The sequence below is a fragment of the Pedobacter ginsenosidimutans genome (assembly GCF_001442625.1).
Lineage (GTDB): Bacteria > Bacteroidota > Bacteroidia > Sphingobacteriales > Sphingobacteriaceae > Pedobacter > Pedobacter ginsenosidimutans.
This window is the reverse complement of the sequence record NZ_LMZQ01000009.1, coordinates 213,296-230,539: the sequence shown is the minus strand read 5'-3', so window position 1 is coordinate 230,539 and position 17,244 is coordinate 213,296. Positions and strand designations below refer to the sequence as shown.

The window sequence follows — 17,244 nt, the reverse complement described above, 5'->3', positions numbered from 1 at the left end:
TCTGGCTATATACATGAATTTAATACGTTTCGCACTCCGCAAGCCCATATCCATCTTAGTTTTAGTAGCTGGATTGTTCTTTTTCGGTATAGGAGCCATCAATCAGATCAAGGTTGATATCCTTCCGCAGATGAACCTTCCGGTAATTTATATTGCGCACCCTTTTGGGGGTTATACTCCCGACCAAATGGAGGCTTACTTTGGTAAACAGTACGTTAACATCTTACTTTTTGCAAACGGTATCAAAAGTATCGAAACCAAAAATACGCAGGGTTTAATGTTAATGAAGCTAACCTATTACGAAGGCACCAATATGGCCCAGGCAGCTGCAGAACTAAGTGCATTATCTACCAGGGCGCAGGCCATTTTCCCGCCAGGTTCACAACCGCCCTTTGTTATCCGTTTTGATGCTTCATCGCTTCCCGTTGGGCAATTGGTATTAAGCAGCCCTATCCGCACCAACAACGAACTGCAGGATCTGGCCAATACTTATGTGCGACCTAGTTTTTCAGCTATACCAGGCTTGCTCTCTCCTGCCCCTTTTGGAGGTAGTCCGAGAACGATAGAAATCAATGTGAATCCGTCACTTTTGCGTTCACATAACCTAACAGTAGACCAAGTGGTTGAAGCCATCAGGCTAAATAACCAGACCGCACCTTCAGGAAATGTGAGGATAGGCGATAAAAACTATATCACACCAACCAATTATACCATTAAAAAGGTTAAAGATTTTGAGAACATTCCCTTATTTAAAGGCAGTGTACAAAATTTGCAGCTCCGAGATGTAGCAACCGTTAAAGATGGAGCCGATTTAGTAGCAGGTTATGCTTTAATCAACGGCAAACGCTCGGTGTATTTAAGTATTGCCAAATCTGGAGATGCCTCCACCTGGGATGTGGTTAAAAACTTAAAGAAAAACCTACCGAATATCCAAAATACCTTACCGGAAGATGTTAAGCTTTCTTATGAGTTTGACCAGTCTGTTTATGTAATCAACGCCGTAAAAAGTCTGATCAGTGAGGGCGCAATCGGTGCGATATTAACAGGTTTGATGGTTTTACTTTTCCTGGGCGATAAACGTGCGGCATTGATCGTAATCCTCACCATCCCAACATCTATTATTGCCGGTGTTTTGTTCCTGAAATTATTCGGACAAACAATCAACATCATGACCCTGAGCGGATTGGCTTTAGCCATTGGTATTCTGGTAGACGAATCGACGGTAACGATAGAAAACATCCACCAGCATTTTGATATGGGCAAACCCAAGGCCCTGGCCATTTGGGATGCCTGTAAGGAAATTGCTTTCCCGAAACTGTTAATCCTGTTTTGTATCCTTGCCGTATTTGCACCTGCCTTTACTATGACCGGCATACCAGGGGCACTATTCTTACCCTTAGCATTGGCAATCGGCTTTTCGATGGTGGTTTCATTCCTGTTATCACAAACTTTCGTACCAATTATGGCCAACTGGCTAATGGTTGCACACCCTAAAAAAGGTAGTGAACACCACCCAGGTGTTACACAGGATGAGGCTGATTTTGCAGCAACCGGCATTACACTCGAATCGGAAAAAGATACCTTGAACCAAAAAAGAGTACTGGTTGAGCGTGAAGATTTTAGTGGCAATGGCAAAATTGGTTTCTTTGATCGGTTCCGGAACCGTTTTATGCGTTTCCTTGATCGGATACTGCCTTACCGAAGATCTGTTGTTTTGGTTTATCTGGTGGTAATTATCGGTTTAGCAGCACTATTACTGGCTAATATTGGTCGCGATGTTTTGCCAAGAGTTAACTCAAGTCAGTTTCAGTTGCGTTTACGTGCACCTGATGGAACACGTTTAGAACGTACCGAAGAAAAAGCGAATGTGGTTTTGGCTGAGCTGAAAAAAATGGTTGGAGAAGAACACATGGGCATTTCTTCTGTTTATGTTGGTCAACACCCTGCCCAGTTTTCGGTAAACCCGATCTACCAGTTTATGGCAGGTCCGCATGAAGCTGTTTTCCAGGTAAGTTTAAAAGACTTCGAAGAAGATATGGATGATTTTAAAGATCAGTTCAGGGAGAAAATCAAAAAAGTTCTGCCTGATGTTAAACTTTCTTTCGAGCCGATAGAGCTAACGGATAAGGTATTGAGCCAAGGCTCTCCTACCCCTGTTGAAGTGCGTATTGCAGGCAAAAACAAAAAGCTGAATGAAAAGTATGCAAACAAAATCCTCGCAGAACTAAAAGAAATACCTTACATGCGCGATGTTCAGCTCGCACAGCCCATTAAATATCCATCGTTAAATATCGATATCGACAGGACCCGTGCTGCACAGATTGGGGTAGATATGGCCGATATTTCGAGATCATTGATTGCTTCAACTTCATCATCCCGTTATACGGATAAAAATATCTGGTTAGATGAAAAAGCGGCTTTGCCTTATAGTGTTCAGGTTCAGGTACCACTGAACCAAATGACCAGTAAAGATGATATTGGAGAGATTCCGCTATTGAAAAATTCGGCACGACCAGTTTTGAGCGATGTTGCAAAAATTACCCCTGATACCACGGCTGGCGAAAACGATAACATTGGTGCTATGCCTTTCTTATCAGTAACGGCAAACCTTTACCATATGGATCTGGGTGCAGCATCAAAAGATGTAGAAAAAGCCATAAAAGACGTCGGCGAACTGCCAAGGGGATTAAATGTTACGGCCATCGGTCTAAGTAAAGTATTAACAGATACTCTAGACAGTTTACAATCTGGTTTATTTGTGGCTATAGTTGTAATTTTCCTGATGCTGGCAGCTAATTTCCAGTCTTTTAAAGTTCCATTGGTTATTTTAGCCACTGTACCAGCAGTTATTTTAGGCTCACTATTGTTATTAACCATTACCGGATCAACCTTGAACCTGCAATCGTATATGGGGATTATCATGTCGGTTGGTGTATCTATCGCTAATGCGGTATTGCTCATCACCAATGCAGAGCAACTAAGAAAGCACAATGGCAATGCGCTCGAATCGGCACGGGAAGCCGCAGCATTACGCTTACGTCCAATTATCATGACGAGTATTGCGATGATTGCGGGTATGTTGCCAATGGCCATCGGTCATGGTGAAGGTGGCGGAGCGGTTTCTCCCTTGGGCAGAGCCGTTATTGGTGGTTTACTGGCCTCAACATTCGCCGTACTCATTATATTGCCATTGGTATTTGCATGGGTTCAGGGAAAACAGACTACCGATTCGATGTCGCTTGATCCGGAAGACGAAGAAAGCATCCATTACATTAAAGGTTTACAAGAAAAAGAATAAATCATCATCACAAATGAATACGAAGATATTTTCAACAGGATTATTAAGTACAGGATTTTTAGTGTTAACGGCTATGTATGGCTGTGGGCGCTCCGAATCGAAAGTGACACCCAAGAAAGAAAAAGAAACAACTATAGCTACCTTCGATCTTAAAAAAGAGAAGTTATCTACCAAACTGAGTTTGCCAGGCGAATTAATTGCTTTGCAACAAGTTGATCTGTATGCTAAAGTAAGCAGCTTCGTAAAAACCTTAAAAGTTGATATCGGCTCAGAAGTAAGTAAAGGTCAATTGCTGATGACTTTGGAAGCACCTGAAATGACCTCCCAACTCGCGGCAACGCAGTCGCGGATAAAAGCACAGGAAGCCATTTATACTGCAAGCAAAGCGAATTACAACCGCTTGTACGAAACCAGTAAAACCCCTGGAACGATCTCTACAAACGACCTAGACCAGGCGATGGCGAAAAAAAATGCAGACCTTGCACAACTTGAAGCAGCAAAAGCGGCTTACAAAGAAGTGGGTTCAGTTCAGGATTATTTAACCATCAGGGCACCCTTCAGTGGCATTATTTCAGCAAGGAATGTGAATTTAGGCGCCTATGTTGGCCCAACGGGTAAAGGCTCTGATTTACCTCTATTTACTTTACAGGATCAGAAAAATCTGCGCTTGGCTGTTTCCATTCCAGAAGTTTATACCGGATATTTAAAAGCTGGTGATGAGATTAGTTTTACGGTTAAATCTTTGCCCAGCCAGACCTTCAAGGCCAAAGTAAAACGTTTATCAGGCGCATTAGATTTACGCTTGCGTGCTGAGCGTATTGAAATGGATGTACCAAATGTTTCAAAAGTTTTATTACCGGGAATGGTTGCTGAGGTGAACATTCCACTTCCGGCCAATGCCAGCACCTTTATTATTTCCAAAAAAGCTTTATTGGATACCAGCGAAGGATTATTCGTGTTAAAAGTAGCCGATAATAAAGCCGTAAAAGTGGGCGTAAAAAAAGGCCGTGAAACCGACGATAAAGTAGAAATTTTTGGCGATTTAACAGAAGGTGACAAATTAGTGGCAGAACCAACCGAAGAAATGCACGAAGGAATGACGATTAAACCATAACTTTACTTGTATTAAGCACTTAAAATATGTTATCAAAAAATCAAGAGCTTTCTACCCTTCAAAAAAAGGAAACATTAGAGGATTTTTATAATAAATTAAAAATCACAAGGCCTGAAATTCCTACGCCAAGTTTAGGGATGATTAATGATATCGGGCACTTTAATGTTTTTAACCGGACTACTGTTTGCAGTAATGTACCATCTGTTTTTAGCCGCAGAGATTTTTATAAGATTTCGCTGATCATAGGCAATGGGATTTTGCATTATCCTGATGCGCAGATTGAAATTAAAGGACGGGCGTTACTGTTTACCAATCCGAATATTCCATATTCATGGGAAAGTACTTCGCCAAAACCTGCTGGTTTCTTCTGTTTGTTTACCGAAAATTTTATCCATAACCGTAACGAAACCCTCCGCGATTCTTTATTATGGCGGATTAATGATAGCCCTGTAATCCACATTAGTGAAGAGCAGGAAGTTATCTTAACCGATATCTTTACTAAAATGATGAAAGAAATGGATGGCGATTACATCCATAAATACGATCTGTTAAGAAACTATGTGCAGCTTATCGTTCATGAAGCACTAAAAGTTAAACCTCAGGATGTTGTTTTTAAACAGAATAATGCATCTGCGCGTTTAACTTCCTTATTTATCGAATTATTGGAAAGGCAGTTCCCAATTGGTTCTACAGAGCATATTCTGGAGTTGAAAACAGCCCACGATTTTGCCTTCCGCTTATTGGTGCATGTAAATCACTTAAACCATGCGGTAAAAGAAGTAACGGGCAAAACCACTTCTGAGCACATTTCTAGAAGGATAGCAACCGAAGCAGTGGCTTTGCTGAAACATACCGAATGGAATATTGCACAGATCGCTTATTGTTTGGGTTTCGAGTACCCGGCAAATTTTAATATATTTTTTAAACGTCAGATGCAATGCACCCCAAAAGGTTTTAGAGCAAATTGATCATAATCGTATTAAACCTAGTCGTTTAACAAGTGAAGCGCCAATCCTTAAATGAGGAAACGGCGCTTTTTTATTGACCGATAACTAAATGGTCCATCATCCCTGGTAGTTTCGTCATTTCGACTGAAGCCAACCGATTCTTCACCGGAAGCGGAATGGAGAAATCTATCAAGTTAGATTTAGCTTCACTAAGCACTTCGTGGTTCCCAACTATACTGCGCTCCGTTCGAAATGACGAAACTTGAAGAATTATACCTCCGAAGAATATACTAGAAAGGTCGTCATTTCGACTGAAGTTAACTGGTTCTTCACCAGTTGCGGAATGGAGAAATCTATCAAGACAAATTAAACCACTTAAATCCCCCATTATTCATCCCACTCATTTATAACTTCAGTTAAATCGTTCCAATTCTTATTAAAATTATTAATTAGCGTTTCTTTCTTTGATCTATTCCATTTTTTTAATTGCTTCTCCCGATTGATGGCCTCTTCGATCGATTGAAAATCCTCGAAATAAACACAATAAATCAAATTATACTTAGCAGTGAAGGAATCGGGATAAATTTTATTTTGATGATCGTAAACACGGCTTCTTAGATCGGAGGTTACGCCAATGTATAATGTCGTTTTTTCATAATTGGTCATGATGTAGATCCATCCTCCGAGTTCCATATTTATGAAATTACAGAGAAAATCGTTATTTCAACTAAAAAATATCTTCATTTAGATTGTAGTGCAACCAGTATTCGTCGGTTGCAGAACTGAAAAATTTAACGCAATAGATTTCTCGACTGCGCTGCGCTCCGCTCGAAATGACGAAACTAGGGGAAATAGGCTTAATAGCGAATTGTAGCATAGAAAAATCGTCATTTCGAACAAGCGTAACGAACCTGGAATCCATGGGGAGGGTCGTCACCCTGAACTTGTTTCAGGGTCTTATCAATAATGATTTTCAAAATAGATGCTGAAACAAGTTCAGCAGGACGCATCTTTGAATGAGAATCTCCTGTATTAGCAATTCCTTTTAATCCACCACAGCTACGTGATCGCTTTTATCAGCATCCAATACATATCCATAAGGATCAATAGCTATTGTTTTTGGTTTACGGTCGACAATGATTGAAAGTTTGGTTTTACGCTGGTTAATTTGAAACTTCCGGGCGTATACAGGTTTCGTATCAGCTTCCCAAGCTATTTCCAATTGATCAAAACAGGCCACATCCACCTCAAGATCGGGCAATTGTTTGTTGCCACTACTTAACCTTTCTGCATCAATTTCAAGATCAATTTTAAATTTTCCGCTACTCTGCTTTTTACAATTGATCACTTTAATACCCAAATCATATGTAACCACCTCATTAAAACAATCGGTGATAAACTTTTTATGCTTAGGCAAAGCTTCCTTTAAAAGCGCATTAACCAGATCGGTTGCTGTAGCTTTTGGCTTCGGGTTTTCATGATCGACAATAAGCTGACTCAATATTGCATTGAATTTCTGCTCTCCCATTAATTCTTTCACCGCATACATCGTTAATCCTCCCTTTTGGTAATGTACATAAGGCTGATCTAAGGTTTTGGCCAAGGGTAGCTCCTTTTCGTTATTATTCCGGTTTAAAAAGTAGAGGTTATTATCGTAAGCCAAATATTTCCTCAAATACATTTTGCCAAAAGCCTTTTCAATCAGCACATTTTCGGTGTATTTAGCCAACGATTCGGTGAGCATGGCATAACCTGCACCATCAGCAGGAGCCAATATATTTGCCCACCATTGGTGTGCAGTTTCGTGCGCAGTTATGGCATAACTTTGATCAATAGCACCTTTCTGACTATAATTTCCCAGGAAATTAATGTTCTCTGCACTGAAAACTACTCCGGGGTAAGCTGTTGCAGCACCTTTATATTGAGGAATCTCGGCAATAGTTAATTGTTTTAATGGATATTTAGCAAAATTCATATTACCATAATCTAAGGCATCTTTTACGCCTCTAAATATACTTTTCAAGTTATACTCTTGTCCAGGCTGATAATACACCCTCAGATCTACCCCCTTGTACTTTTCCTTTTTTACTGCATACTTTGCACTACTTAAGGCAAACATAAAATTTATGGGGATCGAAGTTTTGTACTTAAAATACCTTCGGTTATTGGTTATCCAGTTCTTTTGCAATTCACCAACGGTAATCACCTGCTGATCAATAGCCGTAGAAATTGTGGTTTCTAAATCGATCAGTTCATAAGTATTATTAAAATTGGGCTTGCTGGCTATTTCGGCTAAACCAGCTTTTTTGCGGGCCCGTTTATCTTCACGCTCAAAGTTATAGCAATAACCAAATTGAGGTACAATTTTCTCCAGTTCAATATAGGCACCATTTTTTACGATCGAGTTTTCGCTATTAAAGGGAATAAATCCAGAGCGGATTACTTCAATTGAAAAATCCATCATGACTTCTTCATTAGGTTGCAATGGTGTTTTTAAAGTGATAAACTGCTGATTAAATACTTCATCTCTTTCGCTTTTTTCACTTCCTTTAATGGTTATAGAAAATGAATTTACAGCAGGGCTCATATAGGTCCATATTTTGGCAATAGGCAATTTTGATTCATTTTTTAGGCGATAGGCACCTTTAATGGTATATTTTCCTTCGTTAGGATATAAATCTACATTGGTTTTAACAGCTTTAATTACAGGTTGGGGCAGGCCTGCCAGCGCTTTATATTTCTGCTCATAAGCCAGGCTCCAATCTAAGCGCTCCTGTTTATTTTTATATTTACCAACGATATTGGTTTGATGATAAATAAATGCCCCACAGAAAAGCCAAGCTACCAATGCTAAAACAGTAATCCATTTATGTTGCTTAAATGCTAAACCCACTGATGCGAATCTCGCACTAGTCTTAATTTCAACCGAACGCTGCCACAGCCCAATGGTTAAAACAGCAACAACAATTACAAAGGCCAACCAATACAGCATATACCAGTTAAATGCGCTCGCATAATATCCAAAACCATTAAAATAAGAATGTAATAAATCAGGTACTGTTGCAAAGCGGAAAAGATAGTGTGCTAAGCCAAACCTTTCGGCATACGAAACCAGGAAAACAACAATCATGCTCAGCAACATACCGAGATACTTGTTCGCACTTAAATTCTGGATAAAAATTATAAGTACCACAAAAAGCAACAGAGGGAATGCGCTGTAATAGTACAACGATAAATATAGGGGCAATTCGATCTGGAAATAGCCATGTGTAAGCTGCAGAACAATACCAATCCCAATATTTAAAGTGACGAGGATAAAAACCAGTGCAAAAAGACTCATAGTTTTTGCCATCCAGAAAGCTGAATTCTGAACAGGTGTACTGTAAATTAACGGATGAATATTTACTGCTTTTTCTCTGCTAATGGCTTCTGCTGCGTAAAAAATAATCAAGACCAATCCAAATTTCATTGAACGTATTTCTTCGATGATGATGCCTGTTGCCGGATAGCTATGAATACCATAAACACCACTGAATAGCTCGTCTTTTAACTCTACCCCAAATATAAAAACCCACAACAAGAGCATTACCATAATAGGGATGTTTTTAAACAGGAATATCATTTCGAGTTTAAGCTGCGCGAAAAACGTGTTCACATGATAACGAAAACCATTTGACAATACGGCTAAAGCACGATAAGGGATTAATTTAATCTGTTCTACTTTAACTGTCTTAATTTTTACCTGCCGTGGCTGCTGCAAACGAAAATTGAATAAACGGTAGGTAATCAGCACTAGCAAGGCTGTAAAACCAATCCACAGGAGCCTGTTGAGCAAAAATGCGCCCTCTAACGGGAATAATTGTTGATTGCGCTGTAGATCCGTCCAGGTTCTGGTTTCGCCAAAAAACGAGGCTAATGCAAAAGGATCTAAAAGTATAGGTAAAATATCGGGACTACTTGCTTTCATTGTCGAGGTGGCCAGCAATGGCGAATTGCCAAATATCGAAGCAAGCATATACAAAATGTAAATTAACACACCTACCACATAAATTGCCCTTACATTTTTGGTTAATATGGCAGTACAGAATAAAATACCTGCAGAGAACAGTACATTAGGTAATGCAAAAACTAAAAGTGGTTGTAGAAAGTAAGTGATCTGAAAACTACTTAACCGATCGGCATCGATAAAGAAAGTGCCAACGTAAATACCCAACGCCACCAGCACGAGTAAACTAAAAACTGAAATGATGAGGCCTAAAAACCTTACGGCAAAATAAGGGAGTTTTTTGATCGAAGTAGTAAAAACAACTGCTTCCATTTTATACATACTGTCCCTCAGCACCACATTAGCACTAAATAAGGTACCCGAAAAGATAGAGAAAAGCGAAAGCAGGGCGATGATGTTGGTGATGACATATGGCGAATTTTTATGCACGTCTTCCGAGCCAAATCCACCCTGTACCACACAGAAATAGCCCAAAATAAAAAACAAAAGGGCGGCTACTTTGAACGATATCTGCCCGAAATGGTATTTCAGTTCAAATTTTAGTAAATCTATAATCATAGCCTAACCTCCAGATTTTGATTGGCAGAGCCAAATAATGAAGAAAAATACACTTCTTCCAAACTAGGGTAAAGAGGTTCGAAACCTGGTACAGGAAATTGATCTGCCAGTATAAATACGTTTAACCTACCCGAAATAATCCTGGTAGAAATTACATTAAAAACGGATGAATATTGTGCCAGCTCTGCCTTATCGATTACCCTTCGCCAGATTTTTCCATCTAATTTTTGGGTTAAGTCTGAAGGTTTCCCTTGTAAAATCAACTTTCCATTGGCCATCACGGCCATTTCAGCACAAAGGTCGTTCACATCCTCTACAATGTGGGTGGATAAGATAACCACACGGTTGGCACCAATTTCACTTAACAGATCATGGAACCTGTTCCTTTCCTGTGGGTCGAGACCTGCGGTGGGCTCATCAACAATAATTAACTGCGGGTTGCCCAGTAAAGCTTGCGCAATGCCGAAACGCTGTCGCATACCACCAGAAAAGGTGCTAACAGACCTTTTTCTTACTTCAAATAAATTGGTCTGTTGCAGAAGAGAAGTCACTTGTTCTTTTCTTTCATTTTTATGCTGCAGGCCTTTTAACACAGCCAGGTGGTTTAACAGATCAAGCGCTGAAATTTTAGGATATACACCAAAATCCTGCGGCAAATAACCCAGTTTATTCCGCATTTCCTGCGGATTTTGCAGCACATCATTTCCATCAAAATGAACCTGACCAGCGTCTGGTAGCTGTAAGGTTGCAAGTGTGCGCATAAGCGACGATTTACCTGCGCCATTCGGGCCCAATAAGCCAAACATGCCATTTGCAATGTTCATGGTAACATCATCAAGGGCCTTTACCCCATTTTGATAAGATTTTGTAAGTTGCTGTATTTTAAGCCGTGCCATATTAATTAATATAAGATGGACGCAAATTAGACAGGTAAAACCACAGCAGATAATTTAAGTGACCAACGCATTTAAAATGATGATCAAAGCATAAAATAAGGTTAAAATTCCTTTCATCATCAAAAACGTGCCTTTCATCATCTAAATTTTATGTGAACTTCAAACTTTCATAACTTTAAAGATTGTTGAAAGATTAGTCACGCTGAGATTGTCAGGCTTAGCGGAGTCGAAGCCCTCATACAATTAGATCAATCAAAAAAGATTGTCCTTCGACTACGCTCTCCACAGGAGTCCTTTGGACAGGATGACATCTTTTTTAAATAATATTATCCTATTTTAACAAAATGCTCAGTACAAAAAATTTCAGCTACAACTATAAATACCAGGATTTTTTCATATTTGTTGGCCTTTTGTTGTGGATAGCCATTTTTAACACTTACAGCTTAACCACCAATATTTGGTTTACCTATGCCAGCTGCATTTTGGCTTTGGGTTTCTGTTTGCTCCCTGTACTTATTTTTTCTTTTCTTAAAACCAGACTAAAAAGCGTCCTCAGTCGAAATCGATATGTTGCTCACTGGTGCACTTGCTTCTTCATCCTGCTTCCGCTTTTTACTGATATTGCATTTTACCTGCAAATTGCGAAGCTTGACAATACTGTTTTTATTTCAACAGCTTTGGCGGCAGTCGCCCTCGAAATCATGTTGATTGCTAATCAGTACTACCAGAAAAAAGTGCAGCACATTAAATGGATCAAAAAAATTGGCCTGGAAAATGCCGTCCTCATTACCATCATTCTACTTGCTGCAACCATTTCCGTAATGGCCGTTTCGAGTTTAGATAACCCGATTTATCAAAGGAAAGGCTTCCGTTTGGTTGGTTTCGAATTCGACATTAAACTGTTGTTGTTCAATTTTGGGACATTTTTAGGCTTCTTTTCACAATTCCTGATTATGTATTTATGCGGATACCTGCTTTTCCTGATCAATAGCCGTTTACTCGTATCTAAAATACTCAAAGAGAAGGGTTTGTTCATTTACCTTTTAACACTTTCTGCCATTATTGCTGTTCTTTATCCCTTATTGGCCCAATTGTTAATTTCGCTGCCTATTAACACGGTTTTTGGCCGAAGTATATTCGTAACTAACCCATTCGAATTGGAAAATGCTTTTGGTGCCTTTGCCATCATGCTCATCAGTTTACCTATAGTTTTGGCGATGCAATGGGGAAAACAAAATAATAGGATTCTCTCTTTAGAGAAAGAAAAATCGCAAACTGAACTTGATTTATTAAAACAACAGCTTAATCCACATTTTTTCTTTAATACGCTTAACAATCTTTATGCTTTGAGCTTGCAGAAATCGGATAAAACACCCGAAAGTATTTTGCAATTATCAGAACTGATGCGTTATACGATTTACAAAGGGCAGGAAAAAACAGTTAAACTTTCGCAGGAGTTGGATCACATTGATGATTACATCCAACTGCAACAAATCCGTTTACAAAAAAACTTAAATTTTGAATTTAATAAACAGGTTAAAAATGATCAGGTAGATATTGCGCCCCTCTTGCTAATCGTGCTTATCGAAAATGCATTTAAACATGGTATAGAACCTGCGGATGATACTGCCAGTTTGAAACTATCATTAATCAGCAATGATAACACACTTGTTTTCAGTTGCGAGAACTCCTTCGACCCTGAAGAAGTAAACGAAATTAAAGGAATTGGGATTGATAATTTGAGAAAGAGACTCGAATTGCTTTATCCTAACCGTTATACATTGGAAATTACCACCATTGCTAATATCTTTAAGGCAGAACTCAAACTCCAGTTAACATGAGCTTACGTTGCTTAATAGTAGATGATGAACCTCTTGCACACGGTGTAATAACCGAGTATGCGAAAGATATTCCCTTTATTAACATAGTTGGTGATTGTTACCGGGCTACAGCGGCCTTAGATTTTTTGAATAAACAGCAGGTGGATTTAATTTTCCTGGATATTCGGATGCCCAAACTAAACGGCCTGGATTTTTTGAGAACCTTACCACATAAACCGCTTGTCATTATTACCTCGGCATATGAAGAATACGCTTTAGAGAGTTTTGATCTGGCCGTTTGCGATTACCTGTTAAAACCCTTCCGGTTCGACCGTTTTTTAAAAGCCGTTAACCGGGCGCTGGAGTTATACAACCTTAAAAAACAAACTGCTGGTCCTATTGAAACCGAAAAAACAGAGGCTAAAAGCTATGGGCAAATCTCTATTAAAGCAGACAAAAAATACATCCTGGTAAAAACCGAAGAAATACAATACCTGGAAAGCCTGGGTAATTATGTTAAGGTTTGGAAAAACGGTGATTTTCTGCTAACACCCAGAACATTGGCCAGTTTTGAAGATCAGTTACCAGCCGGTTATTTTATCCGAATTCATAAATCTTTTATTCTCAACAAAAAATATGTCGATTATTTAGAAGGTAACACCATTGTGCTCAAAAACGGTCAGGAGGTTCCTGTCGGTAAAAATTATAAAGGGATGATCAAACAGCTGCTCGATATAGAAGATTAAATTTAACCAATCTTTAACCAACCTGTAATACTCATCCTTTTTTTATTGGTAAGCAAAACCTCGTGTGCCAGATCTGAACTCTTAAAGAAAACACTTTTACCGTTATTGGGCGAGATATTCTGCTCCTCATCAACATGGTAAATGCGCAGCTCTCCTCCATCTTCTATTTTCCAATCGCTGTTCAGATACATAATCATCGAGTATTGCCGGCTCCCGTTGTGCTGAAACTGATCGATATGTTTTTTGTAGAACGTGCCCGATTCGTAAAGTGTATAATGAAATTCGTATCCGGTGATACCCGTATAACAGGTACGGTTTAGATAAACCACAAATTCATCCATCAGGTCGAAGAAATCATTTTCGTGTTGGTTGTTATGCGCTCTATCTAACCAGTAAATCACATCACTTCTAATCAATTTATCCTGATTAATAATCGTATCGTTGCCTACACCCGCATTTAAAAGTTTTTTATTTTCAAATAACCCGATCAGGTTATCTTTAAGATGGGCCGCTAAAGAAACACTTAAAAAGTTCTCGGCTATACCCACTTTATCTACGATAAAACTATCGATAAGGCAATCAAATATTTTTTTCAACAGATTGGTTTAATCTTAAAACAACGTGCCTAAGGGGTGTAAGGTAGTCTTATTTAATGGCTAATCTTAAAACTAATTGTTAAATTGCATACAAAACTCAAATCTCATGAAATATCTATTTACGCTCTTACTATCAATTTTTTCTTATGCCATTATTTTCGCCCAAGACACGTCAAAATCTGTTCAAAAAAAAGTAGTTAGGGTATCCACATCAATGTTGCGTACTAATCTCGACACTAACAGAATTGTATATGATGAAACGGGGAAAGCACTCCGCTATTATCAGTATAGCAAGGTGATGAATACCGGAGAATATTCAATTAACTATGATGGAAATCCATCTCTACCAACAACTAAAGCCTTTTTAAAGAAAATATCTCAAGAAGAACAATTCAAAAGATATGAAATGATAAAAGAATTGATGAAAATTAATAATTCTGCTATCGCTGAAGGCAAAACATTAGACATTTCTACGCTAACTGCATTTTATGAAAAAGAAAAGATTGAAAACAAGGCTATTGTTTTGATATTCTGGTATGCAAACTGTCCTCCTTGCACAGAAGCCTTTGCAGATATTAGCACCTTTCTAAAGCAGGTAGATAACACAAAAGACTTATTAGTCCTGGCAATTACAACTGACGATCAGACAGTTGCTACAGCTAAATTAAAAGAAAAACCTTTGCTATATGCAGAATTAATTAGCTCGGGCCGTGCTATTGCCAATGCTTATCAAATAAAAAGCTATCCGTCATATATTGTCACCGATAAAAACCATGTAATCAGATATGCCATTGCAGGTAGTTCACAAATCACCATTCCTGGATTAAAAAATGCTATAAAAGCTGTTTTACAACAATAATGAACATTTTCCCCGCACAATACTCTACCTTATCAGCCACTGCCTTAAAAGATCATTTAATTGAAGCTTATCGGTTAGATCCATCTACAACCTGCCGATTACTCATCAGAAATGTAAGCGACACCTATATTCTGGAAAATGAAAGTCAGAAATATATCTTCAAAATCTACCGCGATGCACACCGCAAACGCAATGAAATTGAAGCTGAAGTAGAATTGCTCAATATTTTAAGGAAAAACAGAAACTCAGTGTCCTACCCCTTAACTGATGTAAATGGGAAACAAATTCAACAGTTTAATGCTATAGAAGGCTTAAGAAACGGTGTACTATTTTCTTTTGCTGAAGGAAAAGTGATTTTGGATCTGGAAAACGCACACCTTATCCAATTGGGACAAGATATTGCTAAATTACACCGAACTACCGCTTCAATTAAGCTTAGTAATCCACGTCCTGTATTCAACTTCGAAACCACATTATTTGAGCCACTGCGCGATTTAAAACCTCATTTTGCAGAAATGCCTGAGGAATTTGAATACCTGACCAGCATTGCCGATAAAGTGGTTAAAAAGTTCGAAGGATTTGATACTTCAAAGTTCAGCTATGGTTATTGCCACTATGATTTTTTCCCTAAAAACTTCCATTTTGATGAAGCAGGAAAAATTACCTTTTTTGATTTCGATTTTGCAGGTGAAGGTTATCTGATTAACGATTTAATGTCGTTCCTTAACCATTATTTCTTCCATCAATTGAATAACCTAATCTCCAAAGAACAGGCAGAAAAAGATTTCAATACCTTTTTAAATGCTTACCAGCAAGTTAGGCCGTTAACTGATGACGAATTGAAAGCTATTCTCTATCTCGGGATCACCTTTCATATTTTCTTCCTGAAATTCTTTTATGATAATTACGATGATTGGTCGAATGCCTTCTTAACCCCTCGATATACGAAACACCGTGTAACGCTGATTAAAAAATGGGAAGAAATGTATTGTAACTTTTAGGCAATGCTACCCCAAATCTCAACATCCTTGTTTATCTTGTATGGTAATTCAAAATCAATAAGATGGATCAGAAAATAATCAACCTGTACGATGAGTATACCCATAGCCAGGTAAGCAGAAAAGACTTTATGAGAAAACTGGCTATCCTGGCTGGTAGCACAGCATTGGCCATGACTATTCTACCTATGCTAGAGAATAATTATGCCGCTGCAGCAGATTTTAACAGTGATGATATCGAAGTTGAAAATATTACCTATACTGGTGTTGATGGTGAAATGAAAGCTGTACTGGCCAAGCCAAAAGGCAAAAAGAACTTAGGGTGCGTACTGGTTATTCATGAAAACAGGGGCTTAAATCCACATATTATTGATGTAACCAAACGTGTTGCCGCCGAAGGTTTCCTGGCCCTTGGTGTTGATGCGCTTTCGCCGCTTGGTGGAACCCCTACGGATGAAGATAAGGGACGCGAGTTGATCGGTAAATTAGATCCTGAAAAGAATTTACAGAACTATTTAAAAGGATTAGACTATTTACGCAATAGAAAAGACGGCAACGGTAAAGTAGGCTGTGTTGGTTTTTGTTGGGGCGGTGGAATGGCCAATAAATTAGCGGTTAACGATCCTAAACTGCAGGCAGCTGTTGCTTATTACGGCGCGCAGGCCAATGTGGCAGATGTTCCTAAAATTAAAGCGAGTTTAATGCTGCATTATGGCGGCTTGGATGAACGCATTAATGCCGGGATTCCAGCTTATGAGCAGGCATTAAAAGACAATAAAATTGATTACAAAATTTACATCTACGATGGTGTAAACCATGCCTTTAACAACAATACCTCACCTACGAGGTATAACGAAGCCGCAGCAAAACTGGCCTGGAGCAGAACAATTGATCTGTTTAAACAGAAACTGGCGGTATTAACGAGGTAGTAATTTCTATCACAAGATCGTCATTGCGAGAAGGCTTTTTCAGCCGACGAAGCAATCTTAATGCGAAAGGATGATTAACAAACGTTTTAAGATTGCTTTGTCGTTCCTCTCCACAATAACGACTTCTCTATTTTGGAAATCTGCGTTCGGTGTTTCACAGGTGCTGCAGCCCCGCCATCGCTTATAGTCCTCACTGCGTTGCGGGCTATTCCGCTCTGTCGGGTTTATTTAACAAAGGTAGGCACATAGAATTGGAATCTCTTAATAGTACCACTAACTCTGCCCCTTAAACCCGATTGCAATGTAAAGCCCACAGCGAGGCACGAGCGAGGACTTGGAATAAAAAGCGGGACTGACAATACCAAAAAAGTACTGGAACTGATTTCCAAAAAACTTAACTAACCTGGCATAAGCCCTTACAGCAATGACGATTTCTTGCGACAGTGATAATTAATCCGCACGATACTTCTTAGCTGC

General features: G+C 39.0%; 12 protein-coding genes. 8 read left to right on the top strand and 4 right to left on the bottom strand.

What is annotated here, in order from left to right:
• The first annotated feature begins 13 nt into the window (after positions 1-13).
• From ASU31_RS14490 to ASU31_RS14480, 3 genes are read left to right on the top strand one after another with little or no spacing between them, the layout of a single operon-like run.
• Positions 14-3,298, top strand: coding sequence for an efflux RND transporter permease subunit (locus tag ASU31_RS14490; protein ID WP_057933007.1), 3,285 nt, complete (start codon positions 14-16; stop codon positions 3,296-3,298).
• A 13-nt stretch (positions 3,299-3,311) separates the two neighbouring features.
• Entirely contained in the window at positions 3,312-4,412 is a 1,101-nt protein-coding gene (locus tag ASU31_RS14485; protein WP_057933006.1) for an efflux RND transporter periplasmic adaptor subunit, read from the top strand.
• A 26-nt stretch (positions 4,413-4,438) separates the two neighbouring features.
• A complete protein-coding gene (locus ASU31_RS14480; RefSeq protein ID WP_057933005.1) occupies positions 4,439-5,380 on the top strand; it encodes a helix-turn-helix domain-containing protein in 942 nt (313 codons plus the stop codon).
• Between the two features lie 366 nt (positions 5,381-5,746).
• Here ASU31_RS14480 and ASU31_RS14470 read toward each other — a convergent pair whose 3' ends face one another.
• The 3 genes from ASU31_RS14470 to ASU31_RS14460 form a co-directional block, all read right to left on the bottom strand.
• Positions 5,747-6,052: a GIY-YIG nuclease family protein gene (locus tag ASU31_RS14470; protein ID WP_057933003.1), complete on the bottom strand. Its 306-nt coding sequence runs from the start codon at positions 6,050-6,052 to the stop codon at positions 5,747-5,749.
• 352 nt (positions 6,053-6,404) lie between these two features.
• On the bottom strand, positions 6,405-9,923 hold the full coding sequence (locus ASU31_RS14465) for a M1 family aminopeptidase (RefSeq protein ID WP_057933002.1): 3,519 nt from the start codon (positions 9,921-9,923) through the stop codon (positions 6,405-6,407).
• Positions 9,920-10,819: an ABC transporter ATP-binding protein gene (locus tag ASU31_RS14460; protein ID WP_057933001.1), complete on the bottom strand. Its 900-nt coding sequence runs from the start codon at positions 10,817-10,819 to the stop codon at positions 9,920-9,922. Before ASU31_RS14460 ends, ASU31_RS14465 begins: the two co-directional genes overlap by 4 nt.
• Before the next feature lie 344 nt (positions 10,820-11,163).
• On the opposite strand from ASU31_RS14460, the gene ASU31_RS14455 reads away from it, so the two are divergent.
• Both ASU31_RS14455 and ASU31_RS14450 read left to right on the top strand, forming a co-directional pair.
• Positions 11,164-12,660 (top strand): sensor histidine kinase, encoded by a 1,497-nt coding sequence (locus ASU31_RS14455; protein ID WP_057933000.1) that lies wholly within the window; start codon positions 11,164-11,166, stop codon positions 12,658-12,660.
• On the top strand, positions 12,657-13,385 hold the full coding sequence (locus ASU31_RS14450; protein ID WP_057932999.1) for a LytR/AlgR family response regulator transcription factor: 729 nt from the start codon (positions 12,657-12,659) through the stop codon (positions 13,383-13,385). The genes ASU31_RS14455 and ASU31_RS14450 overlap by 4 nt, the downstream gene beginning before the upstream one ends.
• Before the next feature lie 2 nt (positions 13,386-13,387).
• Here the strand turns inward: ASU31_RS14450 and ASU31_RS14445 are convergent, their stop codons facing one another.
• The gene (locus ASU31_RS14445) at positions 13,388-13,981 is read right to left on the bottom strand and encodes a 2OG-Fe(II) oxygenase (protein WP_057932998.1); all 594 of its coding nucleotides are present in this window, start codon (positions 13,979-13,981) and stop codon (positions 13,388-13,390) included.
• A gap of 106 nt (positions 13,982-14,087) precedes the next feature.
• Here ASU31_RS14445 and ASU31_RS14440 point away from each other — a divergent pair, with 106 nt between their 5' ends.
• From ASU31_RS14440 to ASU31_RS14430, 3 genes are all read left to right on the top strand, one after another.
• Complete coding sequence (locus ASU31_RS14440; protein WP_057932997.1) at positions 14,088-14,840, top strand: TlpA family protein disulfide reductase; 753 nt, start codon at positions 14,088-14,090, stop codon at positions 14,838-14,840.
• The gene (locus ASU31_RS14435) at positions 14,840-15,841 is read left to right on the top strand and encodes a phosphotransferase enzyme family protein (RefSeq protein WP_057932996.1); all 1,002 of its coding nucleotides are present in this window, start codon (positions 14,840-14,842) and stop codon (positions 15,839-15,841) included. The genes ASU31_RS14440 and ASU31_RS14435 overlap by 1 nt, the downstream gene beginning before the upstream one ends.
• 62 nt (positions 15,842-15,903) lie before the next feature.
• Positions 15,904-16,767: a dienelactone hydrolase family protein gene (locus ASU31_RS14430; protein ID WP_057932995.1), complete on the top strand. Its 864-nt coding sequence runs from the start codon at positions 15,904-15,906 to the stop codon at positions 16,765-16,767.
• The last annotated feature ends 477 nt before the right edge of the window (positions 16,768-17,244 follow it).